Source organism: Streptomyces sp. NPDC026377 (assembly GCF_055567715.1).
Window position 1 is genome coordinate 306886 of the sequence record NZ_JBVHPV010000008.1, and the last position, 13091, is coordinate 319976.

13 protein-coding genes and 1 pseudogene are annotated in these 13091 nt (G+C 72.2%); 7 read left to right on the plus strand and 7 right to left on the minus strand.

Annotated features, from left to right (window positions below; genetic code table 11):
* Positions 1–69 precede the first annotated feature (69 nt).
* Positions 70–480, plus strand: a pseudogene (locus tag ACZ4MU_RS19485) (SAM-dependent methyltransferase); the annotation flags it as partial.
* 48 nt (positions 481–528) lie between these two features.
* On the opposite strand, the gene ACZ4MU_RS19490 reads toward ACZ4MU_RS19485, so the two are convergent.
* A complete protein-coding gene (locus ACZ4MU_RS19490; RefSeq protein WP_467877873.1) occupies positions 529–816 on the minus strand; it encodes a YkvA family protein in 288 nt (95 codons plus the stop codon).
* A 313-nt stretch (positions 817–1129) separates the two neighbouring features.
* Here ACZ4MU_RS19490 and ACZ4MU_RS19495 point away from each other — a divergent pair, with 313 nt between their 5' ends.
* Positions 1130–2362 (plus strand): phospholipase D-like domain-containing protein, encoded by a 1233-nt coding sequence (locus tag ACZ4MU_RS19495; RefSeq protein WP_467877876.1) that lies wholly within the window; start codon positions 1130–1132, stop codon positions 2360–2362.
* A 108-nt stretch (positions 2363–2470) separates the two neighbouring features.
* The gene (locus ACZ4MU_RS19500; RefSeq protein ID WP_467877879.1) at positions 2471–2935 is read left to right on the plus strand and encodes an ASCH domain-containing protein; all 465 of its coding nucleotides are present in this window, start codon (positions 2471–2473) and stop codon (positions 2933–2935) included.
* A 67-nt stretch (positions 2936–3002) separates the two neighbouring features.
* Here ACZ4MU_RS19500 and ACZ4MU_RS19505 read toward each other — a convergent pair whose 3' ends face one another.
* From ACZ4MU_RS19505 to ACZ4MU_RS19520, 4 genes are all read right to left on the minus strand, one after another.
* Complete coding sequence (locus tag ACZ4MU_RS19505; protein ID WP_467877882.1) at positions 3003–3482, minus strand: hemerythrin domain-containing protein; 480 nt, start codon at positions 3480–3482, stop codon at positions 3003–3005.
* A gap of 344 nt (positions 3483–3826) precedes the next feature.
* Positions 3827–4234 carry an aggregation-promoting factor C-terminal-like domain-containing protein gene (locus ACZ4MU_RS19510; protein ID WP_467877884.1) on the minus strand — a complete coding sequence of 136 codons (408 nt, stop codon included), beginning with the start codon at positions 4232–4234 and terminating at the stop codon, positions 3827–3829.
* Between the two features lie 468 nt (positions 4235–4702).
* Positions 4703–6331 (minus strand): amidase, encoded by a 1629-nt coding sequence (locus ACZ4MU_RS19515; RefSeq protein WP_467877887.1) that lies wholly within the window; start codon positions 6329–6331, stop codon positions 4703–4705.
* Between the two features lie 307 nt (positions 6332–6638).
* Positions 6639–6911, minus strand: coding sequence for a DUF3253 domain-containing protein (locus ACZ4MU_RS19520; RefSeq protein ID WP_467877889.1), 273 nt, complete (start codon positions 6909–6911; stop codon positions 6639–6641).
* Between the two features lie 326 nt (positions 6912–7237).
* Here ACZ4MU_RS19520 and ACZ4MU_RS19525 point away from each other — a divergent pair, with 326 nt between their 5' ends.
* Entirely contained in the window at positions 7238–7492 is a 255-nt protein-coding gene (locus tag ACZ4MU_RS19525) for a chaplin (protein WP_467877892.1), read from the plus strand.
* 143 nt (positions 7493–7635) lie between these two features.
* Here ACZ4MU_RS19525 and ACZ4MU_RS19530 read toward each other — a convergent pair whose 3' ends face one another.
* Together ACZ4MU_RS19530 and ACZ4MU_RS19535 are read right to left on the minus strand one after the other, a co-directional pair.
* Complete coding sequence (locus ACZ4MU_RS19530; protein ID WP_467877895.1) at positions 7636–8391, minus strand: bestrophin-like domain; 756 nt, start codon at positions 8389–8391, stop codon at positions 7636–7638.
* 27 nt (positions 8392–8418) lie between these two features.
* A complete protein-coding gene (locus ACZ4MU_RS19535; protein WP_467877897.1) occupies positions 8419–10182 on the minus strand; it encodes a hypothetical protein in 1764 nt (587 codons plus the stop codon).
* A 478-nt stretch (positions 10183–10660) separates the two neighbouring features.
* Between ACZ4MU_RS19535 and ACZ4MU_RS19540 the strand changes: the two genes are divergently transcribed.
* From ACZ4MU_RS19540 to ACZ4MU_RS19550, 3 genes are read left to right on the plus strand one after another with little or no spacing between them, the layout of a single operon-like run.
* On the plus strand, positions 10661–10882 hold the full coding sequence (locus ACZ4MU_RS19540; protein ID WP_467877900.1) for an acyl carrier protein: 222 nt from the start codon (positions 10661–10663) through the stop codon (positions 10880–10882).
* Positions 10879–12093, plus strand: a complete 1215-nt coding sequence (locus ACZ4MU_RS19545) for a beta-ketoacyl-[acyl-carrier-protein] synthase family protein (RefSeq protein ID WP_467877902.1) — start codon at positions 10879–10881, stop codon at positions 12091–12093. Before ACZ4MU_RS19540 ends, ACZ4MU_RS19545 begins: the two co-directional genes overlap by 4 nt.
* Positions 12090–13013 carry a 1-acyl-sn-glycerol-3-phosphate acyltransferase gene (locus ACZ4MU_RS19550; RefSeq protein ID WP_467877904.1) on the plus strand — a complete coding sequence of 308 codons (924 nt, stop codon included), beginning with the start codon at positions 12090–12092 and terminating at the stop codon, positions 13011–13013. The genes ACZ4MU_RS19545 and ACZ4MU_RS19550 overlap by 4 nt, the downstream gene beginning before the upstream one ends.
* Positions 13014–13091: the final 78 nt, after the last annotated feature.

Below are 13091 nucleotides of genomic sequence, written 5' to 3' on the forward strand. Positions count from 1 at the left end.
ACGGCCGGCGGCCCGAGTGACGAGGAAAAGGCGTCGACAGCTTCCCTCGGCGCCCGGCAGAGTGGCTGCAACACCATCACGAATCTGCTGACCCAGGACGAGCAGGTCGCGTGCTTCCGCAACGCGGCCCGTCATCTGGCGCCGGGCGGCAGGTTCGTCATCGAGCTGGGCGTGCCACCGCTGCGGTTCCTGCCTCCAGGGCAGGTCGCGGTGCCCTTCGACGTCTCCGAACGGCATCTCGGCTTCGACACCTTCGACCTGGTCGAGCAGGTCCTCGTCTCCCACCATCTGACCCGCGACGGCGACGACGGCACCTACCGCCGCAGCAACTCCCGGCACCGGTACGCCTGGCCGGCGGAGCTCGACCTGATGGCACGCATCGCCGGTCTCACACTCGAACGCCGCGTCGCGGACTGGGACGGGTCTCCGTTCGCGCAGGACTCCGCGAAGCACATCTCCGTATGGCGCAAACCGGCCTGAGGCCGGCCGGGCACCAGGGCCTGTCCCACGGGTCCGCTCGGACCGGCCCTAGTCCGGTTCCCCCTTCCCCCGTGCGGCCGCGCTCTGCAAGGTGCGCAGGGCCAGCAGCAGGACGCCGATGTCGTCCAGGTAGACGGGGTCGGGGAGCAGATCGACCGGGCTGATCACGTACAGCAGCGCGCCCCAGTAGGCGGCCTTGTGGGTGAGGGGGATGCCGGCGTCCCGCAGCAGCCTGCGGGCGCGGATCAGCCGCGCGGTCAGGACGACCGCCCCCGCCGCGGCGGCGACGAGCACGATCCCGGCGAGGACAAGTCCGACCGTCAGTTCCCTGCTCATACTCAACGAACCGGCCCGAACGGCGTGTCCAGCGTCTGGCCCATCGACTGCGTCATGGCGCGGCCACCTTCTCGTAGTGCGTCGGGGCCGTGCCCCGCATTACCTCACGTGTACCGTGCGCGCGGCGGTTGATGCCCCGCTCGGGGAAAGGCCGGTCCCGCGGCGGTACGCCGTCGGCCTCGCCGCGCTCCTTGCGAGGCCGCGCACATCACCGGTCTCGCCGGCCCCACCGGCACGGCAAGCGATGGGGCCGGGGGCCGGCGCCGTGCGCCGCTAGGATGCGCGGGATTCGTCGATCTCACAGGGGAGGGACATGAAACTCGTCCGTATATCGGGCCGACTGCGCACGGCTGTCGGCGCGTTCGCCGTCGCCACGGGGGTACTCACCGGCATGCTCGTGGGTCCCGTGGACACCGCCAGCGCGGCCACGGTCACCACGGGCCCGGTCTTCAACGATCCGACCGGTGACAGCGCGGCCCAGCAGGCCATCCGCAACCAGGTCCGGTCCGTCGTCACCAACGCCGACAGTGGAACCTCGCTGCGGCTGGCCATGTACCACCTGTGGGACGAGACCGTCGCGAACGAACTGGTCGCCGCGAAGACGGACCGCGGCGTCAGCGTCAAGGTAGTCCTGGACGCCAGCACCCGCGACTACCCGGCGGCCTACGACATCCTGCGGACCGCTCTCGGTACGGACACCACCAAGAGCTCGTACGTGAAGCTGTGTGCCACCGGCAGCTCGTGTCTGGGCCCGGCGGGTACCGGCATCAACCACAACAAGTTCCTGGTGGCCGGCAGCGTCGGTGGCGGGGCCCAGAAGAACGTCGTGGTGCAGCTCACCTCGAACCTGACGCCTTCCAACTACGCGCGGTACTGGAACAGTTCGGTCACCGTCGTGGGCAACACGGACCTGTACGACGGCTACCTCTCCTACTTCGACAAGCTGCCCGCGCAGAACCGCGCCTCCTGGGCGTACACGTACGGCAACGCCGGTGACTACAAGTACTACTTCTTCCCGCGCGCCGGCACCGACGCCACCACCGACACCGTCGTGAACGCGCTGGACAACATCACCTGCCGCTGGACCGACAGCGCCGGAGCGCACCGTACGACCGTCCACGCGGCCATGTTGAAGATCAGCCGCCAGGCCGTGGCCGACAAGCTGCGCGCGCTCGCCGGGGCGGGGTGCCTGGTGGACCTCGTCTACAGCGAGACGGACACGGGCACGTGGAACGCCCTGCACGGGGTCTCCGGCATCACCAACCGCTGCTACCAGCACGACGACGATGCCGACAGCACCACGCCGAACCGTATCGTGCACTCGAAGAACGTGATGGTGGACGGTATGTACGCCGGGACCGTCCAGAAGCTGATGTGGACCGGCAGCCACAACTGGAGCGGTCCGGCGCTGCGCGAGAACGACGAGGCGATGCTGAGGATCACCACGCCGGCCGTCCACAGCGCGTTCGAGGCCAACTTCCAGGCCGCCCGGGCCGCGGCCGTGCCCGGCACCGGCGACAACGTCACCGCCTGCAAGAGCGAGTAGCGCGCGCCCCGGCTCCCGCCCCGCCGGGCGGGAGCCGACCGGCAGCTGAGCAGCCCAGTCCCCGTAAACGGTTGTCGGTTCGAGCAAGCGGGTCGCTACGGTGACGACATGACCACTGACGCCGTGCCGCCCCGCGCTCCCGAGGACATCGCCTCGCTTCCCGGGGCCGAGTTCGCCTTTCCCGGTCCGCTGCGCGACCGGCTCGTCGCGGCCGTCCTCGACGGTTCCAAGACCTCCACGACCGGACTCGTCATCGATTACGAGCACGCGGGGGAACCCCTGCCGTCCGTCGGGGGGCGCGCTGTGGTGATCGACTCGGACGGGCGTCCGGTCGCGGTCACAGAGGTCACCGAGGTGCGTGTCGAACCGCTCGCCCGGGTGGACTTCGCCCATGTGGTGGATGAGGGAGAGGGCGACACCAGCATTGCCGAGTGGCGGGCCAACCACGAGTCGTTCTGGCACAGCGCCGAGATGCGGGCGGCCCTGGAGGACCCGGGGTTCACCGTGGACGACGAGACACTGGTGGTGCTGGAGCGCTTCCGGGTCGTCACCGACCTGCGCCCGGTCGACTGACCGGCCACCGGCCCGGGTCCGCTGCCGATCGGCGGCAGCGGCACCCGCTCAGCAGCGGCCTGTCACTTCACGCGGCCACGGCATCCCACATGGCGTGCGCGGAGGGGCGGACCGGGCGCTGGGGAGCACGCTCGGTGAGCCTCATCATCCAGGCGCCGATCTCACGCAGCTCCCGGCGCCCGACTGCGGCCCGTACGCGCGGGAACCACCGGTGTTCCTCCGCGTCCATGTGCCGCTCGACGATGTCCATCAGCAGACGGGCCTTGGCGTCGAACGCGACCTCGCCGGGGCGCATGTCGTACAGCTCGGAGGCCAGCACGTCGGCGATGTGATGTTCCTCGACGAAGCCCAGGATGTCGGGCTCCGTCTCCGGAAGGAGCACGCAGACACGCGGATACATCCCCTCCCGCTCGATGAACGTGTACACGGTCAGTGCCCGCAGAAAGGGCCCTACCGCCTCGGTCAGGCCTTCGACCCGGTAGGAGCGGATCAGCCGCCTGATCTCCTTGTGGCCTTCCCTCAGCATCACGATCGCGTCGGTCGACATGGGCAGCTCCCTGAGGCACAGCGCGCACAGCACTCACTTACGCTCCAGGCCATACCCGGCAAACCGGATGATCATGCGCCGGGCCGGGGGGGGTGCCCGTCCGCTGTGGGGCAGTTACTGGCCGCTGTCGGAAAACCCGGCCGGCGGGATGCGTGGCCGGCGGGGCAGCCCCGGGAGGCCGGTGGACGCATCCCCGCCCGTCCCCCTTCACGCCGCTCCCCTGCACACGGCCGCATACGCAAAGACGCCCGGCCGGGTGGTCCGGGCCGAGCGTCTCTGTCTGCCTGCTGTGTCTGTCCGCTTTGTGTCTGCCTGCTACCGAGCGCGGCTCACCCGAGGGTGGCTCAGTACCAGTGGTGGACCTGCCAGAAGTTCCAGGCGCCGACGGGGCTGCCGTAGCGGGAGTTCATGTAGTCCAGGCCCCACTTGATCTGGGTGGCCGGGTTGGTCTTCCAGTCCGCACCGGCCGAAGCCATCTTCGAGCCCGGCAGGGCCTGGACCAGGCCGTACGCGCCCGAGGAGGAGTTCGTGGCGGTGTGGTCCCAGCCACTCTCGTGGGAAACGATGTTGTTGAAGGCGGCGAACTGCGCCGGGTCCTTGATCATCTGCTGGGCGATCGCCTTGGCGCTCGTCGGGGCGGCCGCCTGGGCGGGCACCGTGGCGAGCAGGGAACCGGCGGCACCGACGGCGACGACGGCACCCGTGAGGGTCTTCTTCGAAGCGGCGATGCGGCGGATGACGGAGTTGGACACGGATGAACCTTCCGAAGGGGACGAGGGAGGTCGCGGCATGCCAGAGGCATGCGTGAGCCACTCACACGAGGGAGAGGGGTTCGTCTGCGGCGGGGAGAAACACCCGTGCCGCTCGGCGACTCATCCAGTTCTACCGGCCGCCTCCCGGCCTGGCAACGACCCCTCCTACTAGGCTGATTCGCAGCGAAGGACCAGGGTCCCGGGTGCGAGTGAAGGGCCGTTTGCGCAGGCGGGAGCGCCGATGGGCCGGGCGGCGAGACCGCCTCAGCGCTACGATCCGCGCTCGTACGTGACGTGGGTCCTATGGGACGAGTCACCCTCGGGGGGTCCGATTTTTACCGAGTGTGACCGTTTATACCCTTTTTTGGTGGGGGTGGGATCCGTCGATCGCCTCGAAATCAGAGGGAAACGGGGGACCGTGTGCCGCCCTTCACAGCCCCCCGAGCTGCTGGAGCCGCCGCGCTCCGCTCAGTGGAGGGTGGAGCCCAGGGAGGGCAGGTACCGCGGTGCGCGCCAGGCCCGCAGGTGTCGCTCCACGGCGGCTCCCAGGGAGAGCAGGTGGGCGTCCTCGTAGTGCCCGGCCAACAGCAGCAGGCCGACCGGAAGCTCACCGACGGATCCGGCGGGCACCGACAGCGAGGGGTACCCGGCAACCGCCGCGGGCGTGGAGGACGGGATCACGTCGTTGTCGCCGCGCGCGCAGTCGGTGGTCCAGGCCGGAGGGTTCGTCGGGGCGGCGATGGCGTCCAGACGGTGGGCGGCCAGTGTCTCGTCGAGGGAGCGCCGGGACAGGTCGGCCAGCTCCGCACGCATGGCGCGGTACCCGGGGTCGGTGGTGGGCGGGGCCGCGAGGGCCTGCTCGAACAGTTCCTGCCCGGCGAAACAGGCCCGCTCCTGGGGATGGGTGCGGTTGAAGGCGATCAGCGCGGCCAAATCCTGGGGCCCGTGTCGGGTGTGGAGGTAGGCGTCGATGTCCCGGCGGAACTCACTGAGCAGCGCGGGGAATTCGAGCTCGGCCAGTCGGCCCTGGTACGGAGGCGTCACCTCGACGACTTCGGCGCCTGCGGCGCGCAGCTTCGCCGCGGTACGGGTCATCACGGCGTCGACCTCGGGGCCCAGCGAGGGCAGGCGCCACAGCCCGATGCGCTTGCCCCGCAATCCTTCCTGACGGCCCGCCACGTCGGCGTATCGGGGGGTCTGTCGGTCCAGCGCGTCGTCGGCGGCTTGCCGCCCGGCGGGGCCCCTGAAGCGGTTCCCGGCGAGCACGGACAGCGTCAGGGCGGTGTCGATGACGTTACGGGCCATGGGCCCGGCGGTGTCCTGCTCGGCGGAGATGGGCACCACTCCACGCCCGCTCACCAGACCGAGGCTCGGCTTGAGGCCGACGACTCCGTTCATCCCCGCCGGGCAGACAATGGACCCGTCGGTCTCGGTACCGATCGCCACCTGGGACAGCGACGCCGCGAGGGCGGCGGCCGAACCGGCGGAGGATCCGCACGGGTTGCGGTCGAGGACGTACGGGTTGTTCGTCTGCCCGCCCACGGCCGACCACCCCGAAGTCGGCTTCGCGGCGCGGAAGTTCGCCCACTCCGACAGGTTGGTCTTGCCCAGGATCACCGCTCCCGCCTGCCGCAGCCGGGTCACCAGCGCCGCGTCCTCACCGGGTGGCCTGCCCGCCAGCGCGAGCGACCCCGCCGTGGTCGGCAGGTTTCGGGTGTCGACGTTGTCCTTGAGCAGTACGGGGATGCCGTCGAGCGGTCCGCGAAGACGGCCGCCACGCTGCCGGGCGTCGCTGGCGGCTGCCTGCCGCAGGGCCGTCGGGTCGGTGTACAGCACCGCGTGGATCTTGGGGTCGACGGCCGCGATCCGCCGCACGTACGCGCGGGTCAGCGCCAGGGACGTCAGGGTCCCCTCGGACCTGCTCGCCTGTAACTCCGGGATCGTCGCCGTGTCCAGGTCGATGGCCTCCAAAGACGGCGCCCGTCGCGGCGGCCCGTCCGCCGCGCCGATGTCCAGCGCGCTGGACATCGGCGCGCCCGCCAGCAGCGATCCGCCGACGACGGCGGCGATCAGTGCACCCGCTCTGCTCCGTGTCATGGCAGACAGGGCACTACAGCCCTGCGTCATGGCGCAAGAGCCCTCCCGGCCGGGAACGTTGCCCCGACGACCGGGTGCCCCGGGCGTGCGGGCAGCGCAGAGGGCACGGGGCCCTCCCGTCTGCGGAAGTGACGCGCAGACCGGGTCGCCGAGCGGAAGCCGAAGCGGTTCAGCTCAGCCGGGTAGCTCGCGCTCCCCTCGCCCGGCAGGGCGGACCGGAAGCCCGCGAGCAGCTCGGAGTCCGCGGCGTGAACGATGAGGGCGTTGATCTGCACGGGCGGGGTGGCCGTGGCCCCTCATGGCACGTTCAATGGGCACGGCGGATACGGATCGGGCCCCGCGTCCGTGTCGGATCGACGGGGCGGCCACCCTGGGTGATCTCCACCTCGCCGGCCGCGACCAGTCGGCGGGCCGCGCGCCGGGCCGGTTCCATGAGCGCGCGCCAGCCGTCGTCGTCCCCGTCGTACACCGCCCGTGCGGCGTCGGACGGGCAGATCGTCGCCGTGGCGCTACGACGCTCCAGCAGTTCCAGGATGGCGCGTTCCAGGCGCCGGCCGGTCTGCCGTTCGATCTCGGTCACGCTGCCAGTGTGGCAGCAACGGCAGGAAGGCGGTCCGGGCCGCGCGTGCATGGTCGGAACACACCGGCCATCACCCGTTCGGGCTAATCCGAGGCGACGCGGGCCTCTCGCCGCACAAGGCTGGAAAGGGAGCCCCGGCACCATCGCCAGCGAGCGTACGGGAGGTGCCTGCGATGCGCGTCGAGACACGTTCAGCCGGTACACCCAGTACGACGGCGGCGGGCGCCGGGCCACCACGAAGGTAACCCGATGGGCGGGGCCGTTCCGTGCAGGCCGCGTCCCGCCACGGGAAAGCATCTTCATCTGAAGATCCACAGGAGGTTGTCATGCGTATGCGCATAGTTGCCGCTAGCACCCTGACCGCGGTCCTCACCTTGGCAGGAGCGGGTACGGCCCTCGCCGCAGATCCCACTCCGCCCGGTGGCCACACGACGACCGGCGTGGCCAGCAACTCGCCCGGTGTCCTTTCCGGCGACGTGATCCAGGTGCCCGTCCACGTTCCGGTCGCCGTGTGCGGTGACACCATTGACGTCATCGGCCTCCTCAACCCCGCCTCCGGGAACTCCTGCACCAACGGCTAGGCGCCACACCCCGCCCGCTCCATCGGCTGAGGTGTGATGCCCGGCCGGGGCAAGTCCGACGGGCCGTAACGCCCGGGACTTGTCCCGGCTGGTCCGAAGGGTTCGCCGCCCGCCTCCTCCTCATCGGACCTCATCAGGTCTCCTCAGCTGCTGAAGTAGCGCGTGAAGGCCGTGGCGTCGGTGCCGAGGACATCGCCGAAGGGGGCGTCGAGTTCGCGGATGAGCAGGACAAGGAATGTGATCAGCCCGGCCAGACCCATCACCATGACGATGTGCGTGAAGCTGCGCCGGATCCCGAAGATGAACATGAACGCGACCGTCAGCACCCCGCCCATGATCAGACCCATCCAGAGGACGGGTGACAGACTGCTCTGGGCGTCGCCCTCGCGTCCGCGCCGTGCCTCGTCGAGCGTGCCCAGCTGCGCGAGGAGTTCCTGAGCGGCGATCTGCTGGCCGGGGGTGGCCGTGGCCGGAAGGCGGGTGGCGGCGCGCAGTTGGCTCAGCAGCGTCCAGCCCTCGGGGCCGAGGTCTTCGCCGTCCGCCATCCGCGGCCACTCGGCGGTGACGACGTGGTGGGCGTACTGCCCGGAGAGGCTGCGCACCCGTTCCCGCTCGTCCGCCGGCAGCGCCTCGGCCACGAGATACGTCTCGTGCAGCGCACTGGCCTCCGCCTGTACGTGGGAGGAGGCGCTGCTGCTGGTCTCCCATACGGACACCAGGGCGAGCCCCAGCACGAGCGCGTAGAGGACGCCCACCATCATCGAGATGTACTCGGCGACGTCCTCACGCGGTTCCTCGTCGGGGCCCGGTGGGAAGAGGCGCCCCTTCACCACCACGACTGCGGCGGCGAGCATGGCCACCCCGAGAACAATGGCGAGGCTCTGCAAGGTGTCAGGCACGGGAATCCCTCTGGATCACGGGGTGGATCACGAGCGGCGTGAGCCCATCAGCGCCGCCGCGAGCGCGGCGGGAATGAGCAGGAGGAGCAGGACGGCCACGACGGACAGGCCCGAAACCTCCCGGGACCTGCGCCGCACCCGGGCGAGGACCGAGGCCTCCTCCCCGCGGCTCTCGGTGGTACGGGGCGGTCTCGGCCGGGCTGGTGCCACCGGCGCCGGAGGCCGCGGGGGTGTGACACCGGCCGTCCCCCCGCCGGGTTCCGCGGGCGCCGCACCGGCGATGCCCCCGCCCGGCGGCACGGGCGCGACACCGGCCGCCCCGCCGCCCGGGGCCACGGGCGCCGCCCCGGCCGTTCCACCACCAGGCGCCGCGGGAGCCACTCCGCCCGTCCCGCCCCCCGGCGCTACGGGCGCGACGCCGGCCGTCCCGCCGCCACCCGGTGGCTCGGCCCCGGTACCCCCGGCGCCGGCACCCCCGGCCCCGGCTCCCGGGGACACGGGTGCGGCACCGGCGGTACCGCCCTCTGCCGGAACGGGCGCGATCCCCACGCCGCCCTCTCCGAACAGGGGCGCCGCTGGAGTTCCCCCGGGCGCGAAGGGACCGGGGGGACCGGGGGGCGTCATCGGCGCGGTGTAGAAGGGCGGGAGGGCGAGCAGACTGCGCGGGGCCGCGCCGGGCGGCTGCCCCGGCAGCGCGCCGCGCGCGGGCGGTACGGCGGGTACGAGGGCGGCGCCCGAACCCGGCGCCCCACCTGCCCCGGGTGCCCCTGCCCCGCCTGTCCCGGGTGTCCCAGCTGCTCCGCCTGCTCCCCCTGCTCCACCTGCCGCAGGTCCCCGCGGCGGCGGCACGGAGCCGCGGCCCGTCAAGGGGGGTGTCTGCTGGCGCTGAGGGGAGCGTGGCCGGAAGGGGAAGGGCGGACGGGAGGGGAACGTCGGGACCAGGGCTGCCGGGGGGAGAGCCGGTGGAGTGGGGATGCTGAACGAGAGCGTGGCGTTCGCGGTGAGGACAGGGGGTGCTTCGTCGCCTCCCGCCGGGCCCAGGGTGATCGTCCAGTCGCTTCCGGTGGCCAGGCCCGCGCTGCGGTACGTGCCGGGGGGCCGTACGACCCGGGCCGTGCAGGTCGCGGAGGTACCGGGCGGCAGCTCGGAGATGTTTGCGCGCCCGGAGCAGTCGACGCGGCCGGGTGCCAGCTCGGGGTCGGCCACCTGCACGTCGTACACCGTCCTGTTGCCGGGGTTGGTCAGCACGTAACGGATCTCGGCCTCGTTGAAACTGGTCAGCAGTGCGCTCTCCGCCAAGGCCAACCGCCCGGCCACGCCCGCGTATCCGCTGTGCGCGGAAGCCGTCAGCCGTATCCCCAGGGAGGGGACCACGCCGGTCGCCGTCACCCGGCCGGTGTGCGGGCCGGGGGCGGCGGGGAACCGGGCCGTGCAGGTGGTGCTCGACAGGGCCCGCAGAGTTCCGGGGTTTCCGGAGCCGCTGCCGCAGCGCAGCAGCGCGGGCGGCACGGCCGGGTCGGTCAGACGCACGGAGGAGAGGTCGGCTCCGCTGCGGTTGGTCAGCCGGTAGACCTTGACGACGGGCGCGCCGGCCCGGATGCCGGGCCGCACCGCCCCGAGCCCGGGACGGGTGTTGACGGTGACGGACAGCTGAAGGCTGTTCTCCCCGACTCCGCCCGCGCGCGCCGCCGGTGCGCGCCCCGCCAGGGCCGCGCACATCGCGGCTGCGATCGTGCACACGGCGAGGAAGGCGGTGTGCCAGCCCACCGGGCGCCCGCGCCGAAGCCCCATCCTGACCACCTTTGAGCGAGGATCGCTTTGAGGCAGATGGTCACCGGTCGCCCTGCGGGAACGGCCGCAGGCGTGCCGAAGTAATCGTATTTTCTGCCCGATATCGCCCTGATGGGTGATCGGCGGACCCTGCTCTCTCCCCCTGCCCCGCCCCCGCCCTGGCCGAGGGGCCCGGTTCGGCACGGGGCGGGGTCCTTTGATTGAAGGGGCAACACTCCCCCGATCGGCCGATCGTCCCGCCGGGGAGGCGGGGAAGGCATGGCGTATGACGAACCTGAGTGCGTCCAGGCCGACCCGGCGGAAGGGGCGCCACTGACGCGCCGGAACGCGCGGTTCGGCGCCATCGGCACCTCCGGACCTCCGGCCCGTACGAAGGCGAGGCCGGGCGGCGCCGGTCCGGCCATTCGTCCGACCCCGGCGACGACAGCCCCGGTCGCAGTTGCCGTCAATCGACTCCACGAGCCATTTGGGGATGTCCATGTTCACTGAAGTCCGAGCCCTCATCTCGGAAACACTGCGGATTCCGGCCGACGAGCTGGCCCTGGACACCTCCCTGGCCGATCTGGACTCCCTCGCCCGCGCCGAACTCGCCGTCGCCCTGGAGAGCTCCTACCGGGGCGCCGTCGACGGTGACCGCGCGGCACGCGCCGAGACCGTCGAGGAACTGGTCACCCTGCTGGAGAGAGGGCTGCGCCGGTGAGCGGCGCCGCCGTGGTCACGGGCCTGGGCCTGGTGACCCCGGCCGGCGTCGGCGTTGCCGAGAGCTGGGCCGGTATCTGCTCCGGGCAGCCGACGGCGGAGGTGGAACCCCTGCTCGCGCCGTCACCGGTCCGGCTGGCCTGCCGGGTGCCGGGCTTCGACCCCGAAACGGTGCTGGGCGCGGAACGCGCTCACCGTACGGCGCGGTTCGCCCAATTCGCGCTGGCAGCCGTGGCGGAGGCCCTGACGGACGCGGGGCTCGACCCCGCGCGGTGGGACGGCTCGCGGGTCGGCATGGTCCTGGGCAATTCCCTGGGCGGGCTCGATGCCTGTGTCCTGGCCCAGGAGACGATGCGCGAGCGCGGCGCCCACGCCGTCTCACCGCTCCTCCTGCCGCACTACCTGTCGAACATGGCGGCCGGGCAGACCACGATCGCGCACCGGATCACCGGTCCCTGCCTGGTGGTCTCGACCGCCTGCGCCTCGGGCACCACGGCGATCGGCACCGCGCTCGACATGCTGAGGGCGCGGCGCTGCGACATCGTCATCGCCGGCGGCACCGAGGCGCCGCTGACTCCGGTGGTGGCCACCGGTTTCGCTCAGCTGGGCGCGCTGTCCCGTGCGGACGACCCCAAGGGGGCGTCCCGCCCGTTCGATTCCCGGCGTGACGGCTTCGTCCTGGCCGAGGGGGCGGGCGTCCTGATCCTGGAACGCGAGGAGCACGCCCGGGCGCGCGGGGCGCGCGTCCGCGCCCGCGTCGCCGGGCGGGGAGAGACCGCGGACGCCCATCACCCGGTGGCCCCCCATCCCGACGGGACCGGCCTCGAGCGGGCGGTGCGCGACGCGCTGGCCGATGCCGGTCTGTCCGCGTCCGAGGTGGACCACGTCAACGCCCATGCCACGGGGACGCCCCGGGGTGATGCCGCCGAGGCGGCGGTGGTGGCGCGGGTCTTCCCGCACCGGCCGCCCGTCACCTCGGTCAAGGGAGTCACCGGTCACAGCCTGGGTGCGGCGGGGGCCATCGAGGCGGTGTGCGCGGTGCTCTCGATCGTCCACCGGACCATCCCGGGCATCGCCAACCTCCACGACCCCGGCCCCGCCGCCGATGTGCACCTCGTCCCCGCCACCCTGCGCCGTACGGTGAAAGCGGTACTCACCCACTCGGTGGGCTTCGGCGGACAGAACGCCGCGCTGGTGGTGACCGCCCCGTGACAGCACCCGTTCCGGCCGCTGCCCCGCGACGGGCCACCGCCCTGTGGCACGGTCTGCGCCTGGCGTGGGTCTACCTCGTCCACTTCGAACTCCCGGTTCTGCGCGTGTTGTTGTCGCGCCGGGCACGGGGCACGCGCGAACGTGAGCTGCTCTTCGGGCGGCTCAGCCACCGGCTGTTCACCACAGGTGTCGGGAAGGCGGGATTCGTCCTGGAGGGCCGTCTCGCGCCGCCCTCCGTCGAGACCGGCCGTCCGGTGGTGCTGCTGGTCCGCCACTCCGGGCCCTTCAACCCCCATCTGCTGGCCCTCGCCTGCCACGGACTGGAGCGCCGCCTGATCTCGGTGGGACGCCGTGTGCCGGCCTGGGATCCCGCCCTCGCGCTCCTGCTGCGCCCGCCTCGCGTCGCGCTGATCCGGTGGGACCGGCACGGCCCGGCCCGCGCCATGCGGTTCCTGATCCACCACGCCCAGAGGCTGGGCCCGCAGGACGTGCTCGCGTTCTTCCCCGAAGGGACGCACATGACCGCCGCCCGCAGGCGCGCGGCGCTGGCGGCCCTGCACACGTCCGATCCCGCGCGCGCGGTGTGGGCCCGGCGCCTGCGGCACGTACTTCCTCCGGTGACGGCCGGAGCGGCGCGGGTGCTGGCCCAGGCCGTCGACGCCGATGTCGTCGTCCTGGGCCACACCGGTCTGGAGGACCCGCTCGGCTGCCTGACCGACCTCGGCTACGCGTCGACCGGCCACCGCCGTGTGCACCTGAACTGGTGGCACACACCGGCAGCGGACGTACCCCGCGAGCCGGCGGCCGCCACGGCGTGGCTCGACCAGCAGTGGGCCGCCATGGACGCCTGGATCGCCCACGTCCGCGCCCCGGCCACGGCTCCGGACCCTGGCCATGTCCCAGCCGCTGCACCACAGTGACCGCACCGGCTCAGGGCTGCCCGCCGCCCTTGAGGACCCCGTAGGTCAGCACCCCGTACGCCGATCACCCGCTTCGCG

Excerpts from the sequence above, each read along its gene's own strand:
- ACZ4MU_RS19490 (WP_467877873.1), bottom strand. The coding sequence starts at position 816 with ATGAGCAGGGAACTGACGGTCGGACTTGTCCTCGCCGGGATCGTGCTC.
- ACZ4MU_RS19495 (WP_467877876.1), top strand. The coding sequence starts at position 1,130 with ATGAAACTCGTCCGTATATCGGGCCGACTGCGCACGGCTGTCGGCGCG.
- ACZ4MU_RS19500 (WP_467877879.1), top strand. The coding sequence starts at position 2,471 with ATGACCACTGACGCCGTGCCGCCCCGCGCTCCCGAGGACATCGCCTCG.
- ACZ4MU_RS19505 (WP_467877882.1), bottom strand. The coding sequence starts at position 3,482 with ATGTCGACCGACGCGATCGTGATGCTGAGGGAAGGCCACAAGGAGATC.
- ACZ4MU_RS19515 (WP_467877887.1), bottom strand. The coding sequence starts at position 6,331 with ATGACACGGAGCAGAGCGGGTGCACTGATCGCCGCCGTCGTCGGCGGA.
- ACZ4MU_RS19525 (WP_467877892.1), top strand. The coding sequence starts at position 7,238 with ATGCGTATGCGCATAGTTGCCGCTAGCACCCTGACCGCGGTCCTCACC.
- ACZ4MU_RS19535 (WP_467877897.1), bottom strand. The coding sequence starts at position 10,182 with ATGGGGCTTCGGCGCGGGCGCCCGGTGGGCTGGCACACCGCCTTCCTC.
- ACZ4MU_RS19540 (WP_467877900.1), top strand. The coding sequence starts at position 10,661 with ATGTTCACTGAAGTCCGAGCCCTCATCTCGGAAACACTGCGGATTCCG.